We start from the raw sequence: 13,857 nt of genomic DNA, 5'->3' as shown, positions 1-13,857 counted from the left end.
ACCGCCTCTTGGCGCGTGGTTCCGCGAACGCGGGCCGAGTGGGCGCGTATCGCGGCGGATACCTGCCCGAGGAACGCCGGGCACTCGAGGAGGCGATCCGCACGGGAGGCGTGCGGGCGCTCGCCACGACGTCGGCGCTCGAGATGGGCCTGGACATCTCGGGGCTGGACGCGACGATCACGGTCGGATGGCCGGGCACGCGCGCGTCCCTGCGCCAGCAGATCGGGCGCGCGGGTCGCGCGGGCGCTCCGGGCACCTCCGTTCTCATCGCCTCCGACAACCCGCTGGACGCGTACCTGGTGCGCCACCCGGAACACATCCTCGGCGAGGTCGAGGCCTCCGTCATCGACCCATCTAATCCGTGGGTGCTGGCCCCGCACGTCGCCGCCGCAGCCGCCGAAATGCCGATCACACCGTCCGATATCACCTACTTTGGCCCAGAACTGCGCGGCGTCGCCCTGCGACTCGTCGCCGACGGCTACCTCAAGCGCAGGCCCACCGGATTCTTCTGGGACGCCACCAGGCCCGAGCACCCCAGCGACCTCACCGACCTGCGCGGCGCCGCCGGGGACGTCCAGATCGTCGACGCCGCCACCGGCACCGTCATCGGCACCATCGACCAGGCTTCCGCCGACGCCCATGTCTTCCCCGGTGCCATCTACATCCACCAGGGGCACACCTTCCACGTCCTCTCTCTCAACTCCCTCACCACGCCCACCGCACCCACCTCCCAGGGGTGGCCGCGCGCACTCCTGCCCGAGGCCGGGGGTGGCACCCGGGTCACCGAGGACCTTAGGAGCGAGGAACGGGAGGGGACCCAGGCCTCGTCGATCATCATCCCGCCCGCGCGGGTCGATGACGCGCGCGTCGCCCTGGTCGAGGAAGTGCGCACTCCCCTGCGCACGCGCTCGGCGACCCACACGAGCGTCGAGGTGTGCGCCATCGAGGAGACGTACGTGTGCGGGGATGGCACGGTCACATGGCATCACGGGCCGACGAACGTGTCGACGCGAGTCACCGACTACGATCTGCTACGACTGCCCGGACTCGAGTTCATCCGCAACATCGAGCTGTTCCTCCCCACCCACACGCTGCCCACGAAGTCCACGTGGTTCACCCTGACCCCCACGGCGCTGGCCGCGATGGGGATCGAGGCCGCGGACCTGGCGGGCACCCTGCACGCGACCGAGCACGCGATGATCGGCATCCTGCCCCTCGTCGCGACCTGCGACCGCTGGGACCTGGGCGGCCTGTCCACCGAGCTGCACGACGACACGGGCGCGCCCACCGTGTTCATTCACGACGCGTTCCGGGGCGGTGCCGGGCACGCGCTTGCCGGCTTTCACAGCGCGCGGTCATGGGTGGCCGCCACGCTCGAGGCCGTCTCCTCCTGCGACTGCGAGTCCGGGTGCCCGCGCTGCATCCAATCCCCCAAGTGCGGCAACGGCAACGAACCCCTGTCCAAGCAGGGCGCGATCACGCTGCTCACCTACCTTCAGGACCGTGCCCCCGGCGCGTAGGGACAGCCCTGAATGCCGTTCAGGCACCTGTCAGCCAGCGCCCCGTGCCCCCGGCGCGTAGGGACAGCCCAAGTTCATTTCAGTTCCCTCCAGTTACTTGAGGCCGTGCCCCCGGCGCGTAGGGACAGCCCTCTCCAACAGACGCATGCAATTCCCCCAGGCCAGTGTGAGTTGCTCTCACAAACGTTGCAATTCCGACGATCTGACTTCAATGTTTGCAAGAGATGCATAGGAATTACATGCGACTTTGTCGGGGAATTACGCCCACGATGCCTGGGTTATCTAGATTCACCTCATACGACAGTGCATTCACCAGAGCCCCGCGCGCGCTGATCGGAGGACTCCTCTCATCCGCACGCTAACCCGCTATTCCGAAGCTGGGCCCCTTCATCCGCACGCTAACCCGCTATTCCGAAGCTGGGCAGCCACGCCCACGTACGGGACAGGCGGCCCACATGCGGAACGGGGGTTCACATGCGGGATGCCTTGGAGTCCAAGTCGTTGGCGCACGCGGCCAATCCGTCACGAACCATGGGACAGCCACACACCCACGATGCTTCAGTATTCACATAATCGAGGCACACACGACCGACTAAAATAGTGAATTTCCCGCGCCGCAAAGCCGAAAAGTCACCGCAAAACCAACACGTTTTGTCCTTTAACCCTTGTCTTTTACCCCTATAACCCCGGGTTAACAGGCTGCACGATCATGTTCCGGTGGAGGAGCGCTTGTCTTTTAACCTTATTACCCCAGAGCGCCGTCGCGCTGCCGGGTTAACAGGCTGCACGTACTCGAAGGGGCCGACCTTACGGTCGGCCCCTTCGAGCATCCCATCAACACAGTGCAAGTCTCCCGATGCGCTCCCTTTCCCGGATCGCCTCTGTCAGCGATTCCTTTAGCTTGATGACTCCTAATGTAGAGTCCCCACCTGTGGGAAGCATTGAACGCACCTGATAGTTTCCTGAGAGTTTTTCACTGTTCCTGACCGGCGCGTGCTTTCGCGCGAATCTCGACAGACACTCCCATGATCCTGACGAACTCGCTCACGACCACCCGACAGTCGCTGTCAAGCACTTCGCACGATTCAACACCGACCCTGTTTGCTGCGGCGACGGACGCAGCCGCGTCGCAGGGTGCCGCCCCGACGTCCTCCCAGGGGGAGGTCGCGGAGCGCTCGGCCCCCGCGAGCGCCGCTAGGTCTGCGACGGCTTGCAGTCGCACGGCAGCGGTGCGCGCGGCACCGACTCCCGCGAGGAGGAGTGAGAGGGTGATCGCCAGGGCGATGAGTCCGAGGCTGTTGACTGTCCCGGACCCCTCGTCACCGAGGCGGTCGGGCGGCGCGTCGAGTGGGCGGGTCACGGCAGGTCCCCCTCGTCGATGGTGGTGACCGTGCAGTGTGCCTGGCCCGCGATCCATCCGGCGGCACCGCGATACGGGGCGCTGCCGGTGACGGTCACACGGCCATTCCCGCGTGCGACTGTGTAGGAGCCGGCCGGGTACGAGGCCGTGGCCGCGTCCTGTGCGTTGTCTTCCCCAATGGAGGCGGCGCGAGCGCCCTCGCGGACGGCCTGGCACAGGGAGGAGCCGGTCAGGCCTGCCTGCGCGGTCGCGGCGATCACGCCGATAACGAGGGTGACGGCGGCGAAGCACACGGCGTGTTCGACGGTGACATATCCTGCGTCGTCGCGTCTCATCGGGTGTTGAGCGCCTCCTGGATGACGGATTCGAGGGCTGCTCGCACCGCGTCCGATTTGAGGATCACGATGAGCAGTCCTGCGAATCCCGCGGCGGCGATGGTGCCGATCGCGTATTCGACGGTGGTGGCCCCCTCCTCGGGGTCGCGCGTGTCACGAGCCGTGGGGGCGTCGCGCGGCCCTTGGAGGCGTTGGGCAGCATCGCGCAGGGTGCCCATCACGGCGAGCTGCGCCCGTGTAGCGGCGTTGTCGATGCGTTCAATAATCGTCATTGATCTGTCCTTTCAACGTGCGCGCGGGTGCGCGCAGGGCCAGTGTGCGCGGCTGTGTCTGCCGCATTCCAGCCGGAAACTTGCCCCTGTGGATAGCGCTGCGACACGAGAGGGGGCTGTGGATAAGGCTCGTCTCAGCGCATCCCTGTGGATGGGGGTTGCCGTTGAGATCAGGGGAGGGACCGCTACATCTGCTACATCTGCCGGTGAGGCGCGACACCGAGCCCTGCCGATGCGACGCTGCCCGCTCTGGCGAAAGGGCCTAGGCCTCGGGCCTCGGCTCGAGGACGATGCGACGCTGCCCCACAGAATCGGGCCACGGGCACTACACCTCGTGCCTGCAAGGAGTTCGCTCTCCCCTACCCTCCGATGCCGGTCATGAGGTGGGCGAGGAGGGGCGCGATGCCGAGGAGGAGGAACGCGGGCAGGAAGAACACTCCGAGGGGACCGACGAGGCGCACGGAGAGTTCTTCGGCTTTCGTGCGCGCGTCGATGAGTCGCGTGCGTCGTTCCCAGGTGGCGCAGCGTGCGAGCATTCCATCGGGCGCGGTGCCGGCGGTCCACGAGGCCTCGAGCGCATCGCGCAGGGGCGTGGCCCAGGTGGGTGTGTCCTCCCAGGCCTCCTCCCAGGTGGCCCCCAGGCGCAGGGCGGCGGCGGTCCACGACAGGGCTTCGTGCGCGCAGGCGTTGGCGAGTGCGTCAAGAGCGCGCGGGATTGAAGCGCCGCAGGCCAGGGCCGAGGCGACCAGGTCGCACGCGAGTGCCGCGTCGCTTCCCGGGCTGTCGGCCCGAATGGGTGGACCCGCGCGACCACCACCCGCGCCCCCCACGCCCGCATCCGCGCTCCGACAGCGGGCGAGGATCCGCCTGCACGAGGCGATGCCCGCTCCCCACGCGGCCAGCCCACTGACGGCGCAGGCGCTCCCAGGCCCGCCGCCCGTGTAGAAGGACCAGGGGGAGGCCCCGAGCGCCAGCGCTGCCACAACCCCCACGAGGGGCAGCGCGGCGAGCACGCGAGCGGACATGAGCGGCCCCGCTGATGCGACGCGCCGTGCCTCCTCGACGGCCTGCGCGTCGTCGATGGCATCCCCGATCGCGTCGAGGACGTCGGCCAGGGGCGCGCCGAGGCTGTGGCTGAATCGACAGGCCACGATCACCGAGGCGGCACTAGACCGGGCGGCTGCCGCCTCCGAGTGGTGCCCGCCCGTCAGTAGGGCACGCCACCTGCTCGGTTCGCGCGCCCACTGGTCGAGGACGGGCGGGTAGACGTCGTCGATGCTGCCCGTGCTTCCCACGCCGATGCGCGCCAGAGCCTGTCCCCATGCGGACGAGGCCGGGGCTCCCGCGCGGAGACGCGTCGCGACTTCTGCGACGAGGAGGGCGATCTCACGAGGAGAGGGCGTCCCCTGTGCGCGACCGCGGTGGTGTGCGGAGGCATTCCGGAAGACGTAGAGACCAGCGCGCAGGCGAGCAATCACAGATGGAGGCGAGGTACCGCCGCATCTGATTGCAGGGGAAGGCCCGGACCACGCCCGCACGACCCGTCGCTCGCGGCGTGCCCGTAGGAGGCGGGCGACGCAGCACGCCAGCAGCCGCAGCGCGCACGCTCCGAGCGCGGCACCCACCAACGCAACGATCAGCAGCCAGGCTCCCCCGTCGGCGGCAACGTCAACGGGAACGAGGCCGTCCCAGCCCCTCGGGAAACCATCCGACGCACCGCCGCAACCACGGATGCTGGCGGTTCCCGCCAGTGCACGCGCAACCCACCTCATATCCCAGCCCTCCCGGCCAGGGTGGCCCAGGCCTCGTGCTCGGTGACGCGCCCATCGACGCTGACGCTAAGGGCGGGCACGCACTGGAGGGCGGAGGATGTACGCGTGAGGACGCCGACCTCGGCGACCCAGCGGTGAGCGGAGGTGGAGCGGCGCATGTGGAGGACGGCGTCGAGGGCGCTGGAGGCTTGGGCACAGACAGCGCTTTCGCTCATGCCCGCGAGCGCGCCGAGCGCCGCGAGCCGCGCGGGCACGTCACGCGCGCTGTTGGCGTGCAGGGTCGCCCAGCCGCCGTCGTGTCCGGTGTTGAGGGCGGTGAGGACGTCGCGTACTTCGGGGCCTCGGCATTCCCCGAGGACGAGCCGGTCGGGCCGCATGCGCATGGCGGCGCGCACGAGGTCGGGCAGGGTGACGGCACCTCGCCCTTCGACGTTGGGGGCCCGTTCGACGAGATGGACGCAGTGCGGGTGGGCGGGCGCGATTTCGGGGACTTCTTCGATGCAGACAATACGCTCACCCGCAGGAACAAGTGCGAGTGCGGCGCTCAGGAGGGTTGTCTTTCCGCTGCCGGTGGCCCCGGAGATGAGGACGTTCGCGCGCTCGGCGACGAGCGCGCGAACGAGGGGACCCACGGGTTTGGTCAGCGTCCCGCACGCTTCAAGGTCACCGATTCCGAGGCGGCGAGTGCCGAGCACACGCAGGGAGATGAGGGTGCCCGAGCCGGACACGGGCGCGAGCACCGCGTGCAGGCGCACTCCCCCGGGTAACGTCCCGTCGGCGATGGGACTCGCGTCGTCCAGACGCACCCCGCACGCGCTCGCCATGCGGATTGCGGCGCGGCGCGCGTCCGCCTCGTCGGGGATGCCGACGTCGACGCGCACCAGTCCCCCGCCTCGATCCACCCAGGCTTGTCCTCCGTTGATGAGGACATCGGTGACGCCGGGCGCGTCCACGACCGAGGCCAGGGCGGGATTCATGCCGCGCTGGCGAGCGCGCAGTTCGTCGAGGATCGAGGCCGCCTCTGCGGCACCGCAACCCGGGCGAGCGGCGCGTGAGACGGCGCGGGCGGGTGTATCGCCTCGCGCGAGGAGTCGCAGGGGGATGGTCACGTCAGGCCTCCAGGAGGAGGGCGTCATCCCGCTCGTCCGCCCTCTCCCGGGGGCGCGCGGCGGACAGGTCTAGCGCGTCGAGCCACTCGGGTGCGCCCCGGGACGAGCATCCCTGGGAGCGATCACTCGGGGACCGACCACTCTGCGATCCGCACGCCTCCAGGGCCCGGCGCAGTGCCCGCAGGTGGCGACCGCGGCGAGTGGGGGCACGCAGGATCGATCCGGGCGCACACTCGACGAGGCCGGGGCTGCGTTCCGCTCGTTCCCCGACCACGAGAGTGAGCGCGGGGGCGGGCGGAGGAGCGACCGCCAGGCACGCGGCCATTGCGGCGGCTCCCTCGAGGTTCCCGTGGGTGAGGAGGATGATCGCGTCGGCGCGGATAACCTCGGCGAGGCGAGCAGAGCGGCGATCCCAGCGCCCTGCGTCGACGATGAGGGGTGCCCCGATGGAACGGCACGCGGCGGCCACGCGCGGATCGTCGGCGCTCGCTCCCCCGCGCTCGTCACCGACGAGGGCGGGCACCCCGTCGATGATGGGCAGATGGTCTGACAGGGCGGGCAGGTAGGAATCCTCGCAGGCCTCCAGGTCCGCCCACCTGACGCCCGGCAGGTCATGGTCGCAGGCTCGCGCGACGCCGGGTACCGACCCGGAGGCATCGACAATGATCGGGCAGGGAGTCCGCACTCTCTCGCCGCAGTGATCGGCCTCGTCCCCCCGCCCCAGCCACGGCCTCGTACCGAAGCGATGACGCCCGCTCCCCCAGCGCCGCCACCACGGCGGGAGCGCAGTCGACCGCGCGAGCATGCGCACGAGCGAGGTGACCCCGAGGCCCCCGGCGATCCCGGCCACCATCCAGACGGGGCCGGTGCGCACGCAGCGCCAGGATGCCTCGGCAATGAGGGAGACGAGCAGGGCAGTGTCCCCGGGCAACACGACCTGGCCACCCGCGCCGACGCGCACGCACGGCACCAGCGCGGGGACGGGCACGCCCGGTGCCGCCAGAACCAGGATCGCGCTGGAGGGTTCGGAGCATACGCGCGCGCCCGCCAACGTGACGGCGTCACGGGCGCGCTCGCAATCACGCGAGGTCAGGCCGATGAGGGCGACCGAACCCCTAGCACATTCAGTGTTTGTGTCCATCTCCCAACGGTGCGCCCGGGAACGCGCGGGCGTCTACCGGCGGATGCACCCCTGTGGACAACGCCGACACGAAATGCCACCCTGTGCATAGAGGGATCCGACGGCGGACCCCTGTGGATAATCCCGACGCTGGAGTAAACGCGATGGTACGTGCGGCCTTTTTTGACCTGGATAAGACGATTCTGGATACGTCGTCGAACGTGGCGCTATCGGGTCCGTTTATCGAGGCCGGTCTCATGAGTCGTCGCACCGCAATCACCTCATTCCTCGTACAGCTGCCGTACCTGCTCTCGGGAGCGGACGAGTCGCGCATGGGGCAGATGGCCGAGGCCATGGGCCGCATGGCCCGCGGCTGGAACGCCGCGTTCCTCGAGGCCACGGTCGAGGATGCGCTCGAGCGCACGATCGAGCCGGTATGTTACGCGCAGGCGCTGCGCCGCATCGCCTACCACAAGAGCATCGGTGACGTCGTGGTGATCGCGTCAGCGTCGGTGGAGCAGGTGGTGCGCCCGATCGCGACGATGCTCGGTGCGGACGAGGTCTTGGCGTCGAAAGCCGCCGTGGATGAGGACGGATGTTTCACGGGCGAGGTCACGCACTTCAACCAGGCGCAGGGCAAGGCGGACGCGTGCGAGGCCCTGGCTCGCTCGCGCGGGTGGGATCTGTCCGAGTGTTCGGCGTACTCGGATTCGGTGTCGGATGCGCCACTGCTGCGCCTCGTCGGCCACCCCTACGCGGTCAATCCGGACCGCGCGCTGCGCGAGATAGCTGAGCGCGAGGGCTGGCCCACGCTCACCTTCACGTCCACGGTGCGCGTCCTGCCGCGCCGCGTACCCATGCCCGCGAAGATCGCGGTGCCCTTCCTGGTGGGCGTGGCGGTGGGCGTCGCGGCCAGCTCGCTGTTGCGCCGCTGAGCGGCCACGGGCAGCTAGGAGAGCCTGCCCGCCTGCACGTGGCGGGCGACGTCGCGCCCGACCTGGGCACCGTAGACGACGCCCGCGCAGTAGTGGGTGATCCACCGGGCCAGGCCGGCCTCGTCGGCGCTCACCCATCCTGCGAGGGAACGCCCCGCGCGCGCCGGGTCGAGCGCGTCGTAGGCGCTCGGCACGCACACGCCGGTCGGGTCGACGCCGCGGGTGACGAGGATCCACCGGGCCAGTCCCCCTCCCACGACGGACGAGGCCTGGGCGAAGACACGCCGGAATCGGAAGTGGGCGGTCAGAGCGGCGGCGACGGCCAGGGCGGGCGCGTCGCAGCGCGCGTAGCCCAAGGCGGGGGCCAGCAGGGCGGGGTCCGTCGGCACTGCAACCTCACGCGGCGGGGTCAGACCGGTGGCGACCAGGCCGGAACAAGCGTCCCTGTGCAGCCCGGCGATCAGCGCGGGCAGGGGCGTGGGGGCCACGCGTACACCCCCCTGGGAGCGCGTATTAAGGGCAGGAAAGTGGGAGGCGAGGTTCCATTGCGAGCGCCAGATCCCCAGGGCAAGCGCGGCACCCGGGTCCGAGGCAGCGCCTCCTTCGTCCGCCATGGACAGGGCGCGCACGTCGTCGACACTGGTGCGGGCACCCTCGATGATGGACAGGGCGGCGGCTTCGCGAACGGCTGCCTCAGCGCGGGCCTCCTCCCAGCCTCGTCGCAGGCCCTCAGAAAAACGCAGGTCCGCAAGCGCGGCGTGCGCCTCGTCCATGGCGGATGCGACGTCGGGGCGCGCGGCGGCGGCACGCAGCACGGCAGGAGCGGGGTCAACGAGGGCTTCGATACTCACCCCTCTACACTAGGGGCATGACGCTTTTGCAGCATCGAAGCCTCTCCGCGCGCCTGCGCTCGGGTCTTTTCGCGTTCGTGTTCGCCCCCATCGCCCTGGTGTTCCTGGGGTCGTCGATGGTGGACGTGCAGGCTCTGGCAGCCGTAGGCCAGCCCCTGGCCTCGGTTGAGGGACTCATCGGCCTGGCGCTCGCCTCCCTGCTCCTGGCGCTCATTGCGCTGAATTGCGAAGAGTCCAGCACGGGAATGGTTGTGACCTTCGTGTGGTCGATCATTGTGGGAGCCACCCAGTTCTACGGTGTGGCCCGCATCCCGTTTCTCATGAAGTCATCGGTCGAGCCCGACGACATGTCCGCGGGAGTCGTGTGGAGCCTGTACCCGGTGTGTCTGTCCCTGATGCTGGGGGCGTGCGCGCTGACGATCAAGTCTGTGCGGGTGCGCGCCGGGCAGTCGACGCGCATGCCGCTCGCGCGTGTGCACCGTCACGCCTTCGGTACGACGGTCGCGATCCCCGCCGCTCTCGCGGTCGCCGCGCTCATGATCGGTGCGGCGCCCTCGAATACGACGAGCGTGGCGGCACTGGGTCTGGAGGGTATGCTGAGGGGGCACTCGATGGGCCACGGTCTGGCGGTTGGGGCTGGGCTGGCGTTGGCGCTTATCGTGGTGAGCGCTCGGTGGTCGATCACGGGCACGCAGCTGGCGACGTGGTTGATTCTCGTGCTGCCGACTTACGTGGTGGTGCCGGTCTGGGCGTCGCTGACAGGCAACGTCATCGTTCCAGGGTCGTCGATCCTGACGAAGGTGGCGCTCGCGTGTCCGACGTTGGCGGCGCTCGGGATGGCGACAGGGTGCGCTTCGCTGGGTATCCTATGGGCACGTATCCGCGCGGTGAGGCGCCTCGATTCTGTAGAAGATGCGACTTACAATCAGGGGCCTGCCGCAGAGTAATGCGCACATAAGGCCACTGAAAACGTAATATGTGGGCAGGTATAAAGGAGGAAGCATGTCCGAGAACGAGTCCGACGTCCAGCGCGAGCGCGCCACGGACGACCGCGACAACGTGGTCCTAACCGGTGAAGAGATCGAATTGCCCGGTGACGGTTCCGATGCAGCCGCGATCATCGGCGAGACCAGCGAACCGATCAACACGGGCGAGATCGAGTCAGTTGCAATCGGCGGCCTGACGGGTCGCGTGCCCGGAGCTGCGCCGCTCAAGCCCGCCATTGAGGACAAGATCTCTACCGGCGAGCTGCCCGTCGTCCCCGCACCCGCCGTTGAGTTCGCGGACGAGGCCGACTCAGATCTCGCTTTCGAGGATCAGCTTGAGGATGCTTCCTTTGATGCCCCCGAGGTGGATGGATTCGCCGAGCAGGAGGCCGCACTCGCCGACGATTTCACGGTCGACGATGAGGACACGGAGCCTTCGCGGGTGGATGTGCCCACCGCCAAGGCACCGGTCTTCGCGGAACCTGTCGCGGAGGAACCCGTGCACTCCCCCATCATGACGCCCGCACAGGCAGCCGCCGCGCTGGGCCTAAACCTGGATTCCGTGCGGGAGGACCACGCCCCGGTCACGCGCGAGAATCACAACCTCGCCGAGGAGGCAGTCATCGAAGACAACAACACCGGGGATCCCACGTACACGGTCGGCGGTGCTGCCGCTGAGGCCACCGAGGCCTCGTCCCCGTCACTATCCTCACGCCGATCCATGATCTTCGGCGACGACGAGCCTTTCTCCCCGTCGATCCCGGCACTCAGCCCCGCCGCTCAGGAGGCGCGCGCCGCCGCTGAGTTCACGGCAGACGCCGCCGAGGAGCATTCGTCCATCGACGTGCCCACGACGAAGCTGCCGAAGCAGAGGGACGAGGAGAGCGCTTACACGGACGTGCCGACGCGACAGCTGTCCACGCGCCTGTCCGAGTGCAGGGCCGCTTCCCCCTACTCCTTTGAGGACCAGGATCAGACTGACACCACGACCGATGCTAACCTGGGCGACGCAGCCGTCGCGGGTGCCGCTGCGGTCGCGGGCGCAGCCGCCGTGGCAGGCGCAGGTGCTGCTTCGGCCAGGGACGAGGGGCCCCGCCGCCGCTCCCTGCTGAATGCGCAGGACGACGAGCGCGACGCCGCCACCCTGGCCTCGATTGCTTCTGCGGGGCGCGAGCGCTCCGAACAGTCGGCCGCGGCTCGACTGGACGAGGAACTCTTCGGCCCGATGCCCACGGCCACCGAGATGCCCTCGCGTACCGGCGCGCATGCCCTGTCCTTCCTGCTGTTCCTGTTCCTCGCACCCCTCGGCTGGTACCTGGCTGCGGACGCGGGTGCCCGCATGACGCTGGCCGAGGATGCACCCATGTTCTCGGGCATCGCATCACTCTCGGCGCTCGGCGAACTGCTCGGCACAATCGTTCTTTCCATGATCCTGTGCGTGATCGCCCGCCGCTCCTCCCTGGGCGCGTGGATCATGGGCCTCCTCTTCCTGCTCATCGGCATGCCCTGGGTCCTTGCTCCCGGCATCACGGCCAAGGCTCTTCAGGCACCGCTGACCGCGCTGTCCAGCGCCAGCCCCTTCGGCGAGAACCTCATGCACCACCTTCAGGCTACCGGTTACTCGGGCCGCTTCGTTCTGCTGGGTGTTCTCCTGATGGGCGTGGGCTACATCAGCCACTGCGCGCGCCGCGATGGCCGCTCCGAGGAAGCACTGCGTACCTCCATCGAGGCCGTTAATCCCGCGGGTGCCCTGTACTCCAAGCGCGCCCGCAAGAAGGCCGCGAAGGACCTGACGCGCAAGTGAAGAATCTGATCCCCGCCAGCGCGATCGAGTTGGAGGGTCCCTGGACCCATCGGCACGTGAGCGCTGGCGGAGCTGCATTTCATGTCGCCGACATGGGCCAGGGCATGGACCATGCGTTGGTTCTGCTGCACGGTTTTCCCGAGCACTGGTGGTCCTGGCGCGAGGTCCTGCCCCTTCTCGCGGAGTCGACGTCGCGCGTGTTGGCCCTCGATTTGCGAGGCTTTGGTACGTCCGATCTAACGCGAGGGGACTGCGACCTGGCTCAGATGGCCGACGACGTGATCGGCGTCGTGCGCGCCCTCGGTATCGCGTCGTTCTCCGTGGCGGGGCTGGGGCTGGGAGGTACGGTCGCGTGGATGATTGGCGCGCTCGCGCCGCTCGAACTGCGCTCGGTAGCGGTCCTGTCGGCTCCTCACCCCCTCGGCGTACAGCCACTCGTCGGACATGCGCCCTGGGCGGGCGGTCGCGTCCTCCAGGGTCGATTGGCACTGCCCACGGGCCGGGAACGTGCCCTGCGCTCCGGTTCGCTTGTGACGACCGTCTACCGCGCGTGGGCCTCGCCAGCAAACGTGGACGGCCTCGTGTCACAGTCGGGACCCTACCGTGCGGCGCTTCGCCGCCCGTTTGCCGCCCACACGGCCTTGCGGGGACTACGCGCCACCCGTTCACTGTCGCGCGAGCTGCGCCGCACCCTCGCGGAGCCGGTGAAGGTTCCCGTCCTCTCTCTCGTGGGGCGTGACGACGGCGCATGGTCGGCGCTCGATCACGCGGCTGACGCGCAGTTTGTCGACGCACCCCTGACCCAGATCGTCATTCGCGAGGCCGGGCACTTTTTGCCCGAGGAAGCACCCCAAATGGTCGCCGAGGCCTTGGCGCAGCACGTCGACGCACACGACATTTAGCTTGTGTTTCATTAGACAGCTCACACAAATCGCAGAATGAAACATGTTTCACCTGATAAATAGGGCATAATGGTGTGATACGCGGTACCTCCTAGTGATCGATATAACGCATGGGGATCGCCGCGCAGCCTCAAACGGAACGCCCGAGCAATCGGGCACGAGCGGAAGGAGCTCCGCACCATGATCGGTGACGGCAACTTCATCAGCCAGGTGCCGCTGTTCGGTGGCCTTGATGATGCACAACAGGTGTCCCTCCAGCAGAAGATGGGTCATACGACCCTGCGTCGCGGTGAGACACTCTTCGACGAAGGCGATCTCGGTGATCGCCTTTACATCGTGACCGAGGGCAAAGTCAAGCTCGGCCACACCTCGAGCGACGGTCGCGAGTCCCTCCTCGCCGTCCTCGGCCCCGGCGAGATCATCGGTGAGCTCACGCTCTTCGATCCGGGTCCGCGTTCAACCACCGCGACCGCCGTGTCCCCGGCCTCGCTCCTCTTCCTCGAGCACGAGGATCTCATGCACGTGCTCGACACCAACCCGACGCTGGCGAAGCACATGCTGCGTGCCCTCGCACAGCGCCTGCGCCGCACCAACGAATCTCTCTCCGACCTCGTCTTCTCCGACGTGCCCGGCCGCGTCGCCAAGGCCCTCCTGGATCTGGCTGACCGCTTCGGCACCGCAACCGACAAGGGCGTCCACGTGCCTCACGACCTCACGCAGGAAGAGCTGGCCCAGCTGGTTGGCGCCTCCCGTGAGACGGTTAACAAGTCGCTCGCCGACTTCGTGTCGCGCGGCTGGATCCGCCTGGAGGGTCGCGCCGTGACCCTCCTCGACGTTGACCGCCTGGCGCGCCGCGCCCGCTGATTTCTCACGCGAGTGGGGCCCGATACT

13 protein-coding genes are annotated in these 13,857 nt (G+C 68.6%); 6 read left to right on the top strand and 7 right to left on the bottom strand.

Annotation, left to right across the window (positions count from 1 at the left end; all coding sequences use genetic code 11):
* Nucleotides 1–1,520 (top strand): DEAD/DEAH box helicase (locus tag HMPREF1136_RS09435; protein ID WP_034505697.1); only part of this gene is annotated, 1,520 nt, incomplete at its 5' end.
* Nucleotides 1,521–2,493: 973 nt separating this feature from the next.
* On the opposite strand, the gene HMPREF1136_RS09430 is transcribed toward HMPREF1136_RS09435, so the two are convergent.
* The 6 genes from HMPREF1136_RS09430 to HMPREF1136_RS09405 form a co-directional block, all read right to left on the bottom strand.
* Nucleotides 2,494–2,880, bottom strand: coding sequence for an Rv3654c family TadE-like protein (locus HMPREF1136_RS09430; RefSeq protein WP_009649106.1), 387 nt, complete (start codon nt 2,878–2,880; stop codon nt 2,494–2,496).
* The gene (locus HMPREF1136_RS09425; protein WP_009649114.1) at nt 2,877–3,215 is read right to left on the bottom strand and encodes a TadE/TadG family type IV pilus assembly protein; all 339 of its coding nucleotides are present in this window, start codon (nt 3,213–3,215) and stop codon (nt 2,877–2,879) included. The genes HMPREF1136_RS09430 and HMPREF1136_RS09425 overlap by 4 nt, the downstream gene beginning before the upstream one ends.
* On the bottom strand, nt 3,212–3,487 hold the full coding sequence (locus HMPREF1136_RS09420; RefSeq protein WP_009649104.1) for a DUF4244 domain-containing protein: 276 nt from the start codon (nt 3,485–3,487) through the stop codon (nt 3,212–3,214). Before HMPREF1136_RS09420 ends, HMPREF1136_RS09425 begins: the two co-directional genes overlap by 4 nt.
* Nucleotides 3,488–3,846: 359 nt before the next feature.
* Nucleotides 3,847–5,259 carry a type II secretion system F family protein gene (locus HMPREF1136_RS09415; RefSeq protein ID WP_009649110.1) on the bottom strand — a complete coding sequence of 471 codons (1,413 nt, stop codon included), beginning with the start codon at nt 5,257–5,259 and terminating at the stop codon, nt 3,847–3,849.
* Complete coding sequence (locus HMPREF1136_RS09410; RefSeq protein ID WP_009649107.1) at nt 5,256–6,368, bottom strand: TadA family conjugal transfer-associated ATPase; 1,113 nt, start codon at nt 6,366–6,368, stop codon at nt 5,256–5,258. Before HMPREF1136_RS09410 ends, HMPREF1136_RS09415 begins: the two co-directional genes overlap by 4 nt.
* Nucleotide 6,369: 1 nt before the next feature.
* Nucleotides 6,370–7,509 (bottom strand): hypothetical protein, encoded by a 1,140-nt coding sequence (locus HMPREF1136_RS09405; RefSeq protein ID WP_009649105.1) that lies wholly within the window; start codon nt 7,507–7,509, stop codon nt 6,370–6,372.
* Nucleotides 7,510–7,652: 143 nt separating this feature from the next.
* On the opposite strand from HMPREF1136_RS09405, the gene HMPREF1136_RS09400 reads away from it, so the two are divergent.
* Nucleotides 7,653–8,423: an HAD family hydrolase gene (locus HMPREF1136_RS09400; RefSeq protein ID WP_009649116.1), complete on the top strand. Its 771-nt coding sequence runs from the start codon at nt 7,653–7,655 to the stop codon at nt 8,421–8,423.
* A gap of 14 nt (nt 8,424–8,437) precedes the next feature.
* Here HMPREF1136_RS09400 and HMPREF1136_RS09395 read toward each other — a convergent pair whose 3' ends face one another.
* A complete protein-coding gene (locus HMPREF1136_RS09395) occupies nt 8,438–9,274 on the bottom strand; it encodes a hypothetical protein (RefSeq protein WP_009649112.1) in 837 nt (278 codons plus the stop codon).
* Nucleotides 9,275–9,291: 17 nt separating this feature from the next.
* Here HMPREF1136_RS09395 and HMPREF1136_RS09390 point away from each other — a divergent pair, with 17 nt between their 5' ends.
* From HMPREF1136_RS09390 to HMPREF1136_RS09375, 4 genes are all read left to right on the top strand, one after another.
* Nucleotides 9,292–10,221 carry a hypothetical protein gene (locus HMPREF1136_RS09390; protein ID WP_034505688.1) on the top strand — a complete coding sequence of 310 codons (930 nt, stop codon included), beginning with the start codon at nt 9,292–9,294 and terminating at the stop codon, nt 10,219–10,221.
* A 55-nt stretch (nt 10,222–10,276) separates the two neighbouring features.
* Nucleotides 10,277–12,064 carry a hypothetical protein gene (locus tag HMPREF1136_RS09385; protein ID WP_009649111.1) on the top strand — a complete coding sequence of 596 codons (1,788 nt, stop codon included), beginning with the start codon at nt 10,277–10,279 and terminating at the stop codon, nt 12,062–12,064.
* Nucleotides 12,061–12,966, top strand: a complete 906-nt coding sequence (locus tag HMPREF1136_RS09380) for an alpha/beta fold hydrolase (RefSeq protein WP_009649108.1) — start codon at nt 12,061–12,063, stop codon at nt 12,964–12,966. The genes HMPREF1136_RS09385 and HMPREF1136_RS09380 overlap by 4 nt, the downstream gene beginning before the upstream one ends.
* 180 nt (nt 12,967–13,146) lie before the next feature.
* A complete protein-coding gene (locus HMPREF1136_RS09375) occupies nt 13,147–13,830 on the top strand; it encodes a Crp/Fnr family transcriptional regulator (RefSeq protein WP_009649109.1) in 684 nt (227 codons plus the stop codon).
* The last annotated feature ends 27 nt before the right edge of the window (nt 13,831–13,857 follow it).

The sequence above is a fragment of the Actinomyces sp. ICM47 genome (assembly GCF_000278725.1).
Taxonomy (GTDB): Bacteria; Actinomycetota; Actinomycetes; order Actinomycetales; family Actinomycetaceae; genus Pauljensenia.
The sequence above is the reverse complement of the archived record's forward strand: the minus strand, read 5'-3'. Positions and strand labels throughout refer to the sequence as shown.

Excerpts from the sequence above, each read along its gene's own strand:
- HMPREF1136_RS09375 (WP_009649109.1), top strand. The coding sequence starts at position 13,147 with ATGATCGGTGACGGCAACTTCATCAGCCAGGTGCCGCTGTTCGGTGGC.
- HMPREF1136_RS09400 (WP_009649116.1), top strand. The coding sequence starts at position 7,653 with ATGGTACGTGCGGCCTTTTTTGACCTGGATAAGACGATTCTGGATACG.
- HMPREF1136_RS09420 (WP_009649104.1), bottom strand. The coding sequence starts at position 3,487 with ATGACGATTATTGAACGCATCGACAACGCCGCTACACGGGCGCAGCTC.
- HMPREF1136_RS09425 (WP_009649114.1), bottom strand. The coding sequence starts at position 3,215 with ATGAGACGCGACGACGCAGGATATGTCACCGTCGAACACGCCGTGTGC.
- HMPREF1136_RS09405 (WP_009649105.1), bottom strand. The coding sequence starts at position 7,509 with ATGGACACAAACACTGAATGTGCTAGGGGTTCGGTCGCCCTCATCGGC.
- HMPREF1136_RS09390 (WP_034505688.1), top strand. The coding sequence starts at position 9,292 with ATGACGCTTTTGCAGCATCGAAGCCTCTCCGCGCGCCTGCGCTCGGGT.
- HMPREF1136_RS09415 (WP_009649110.1), bottom strand. The coding sequence starts at position 5,259 with ATGAGGTGGGTTGCGCGTGCACTGGCGGGAACCGCCAGCATCCGTGGT.
- HMPREF1136_RS09385 (WP_009649111.1), top strand. The coding sequence starts at position 10,277 with ATGTCCGAGAACGAGTCCGACGTCCAGCGCGAGCGCGCCACGGACGAC.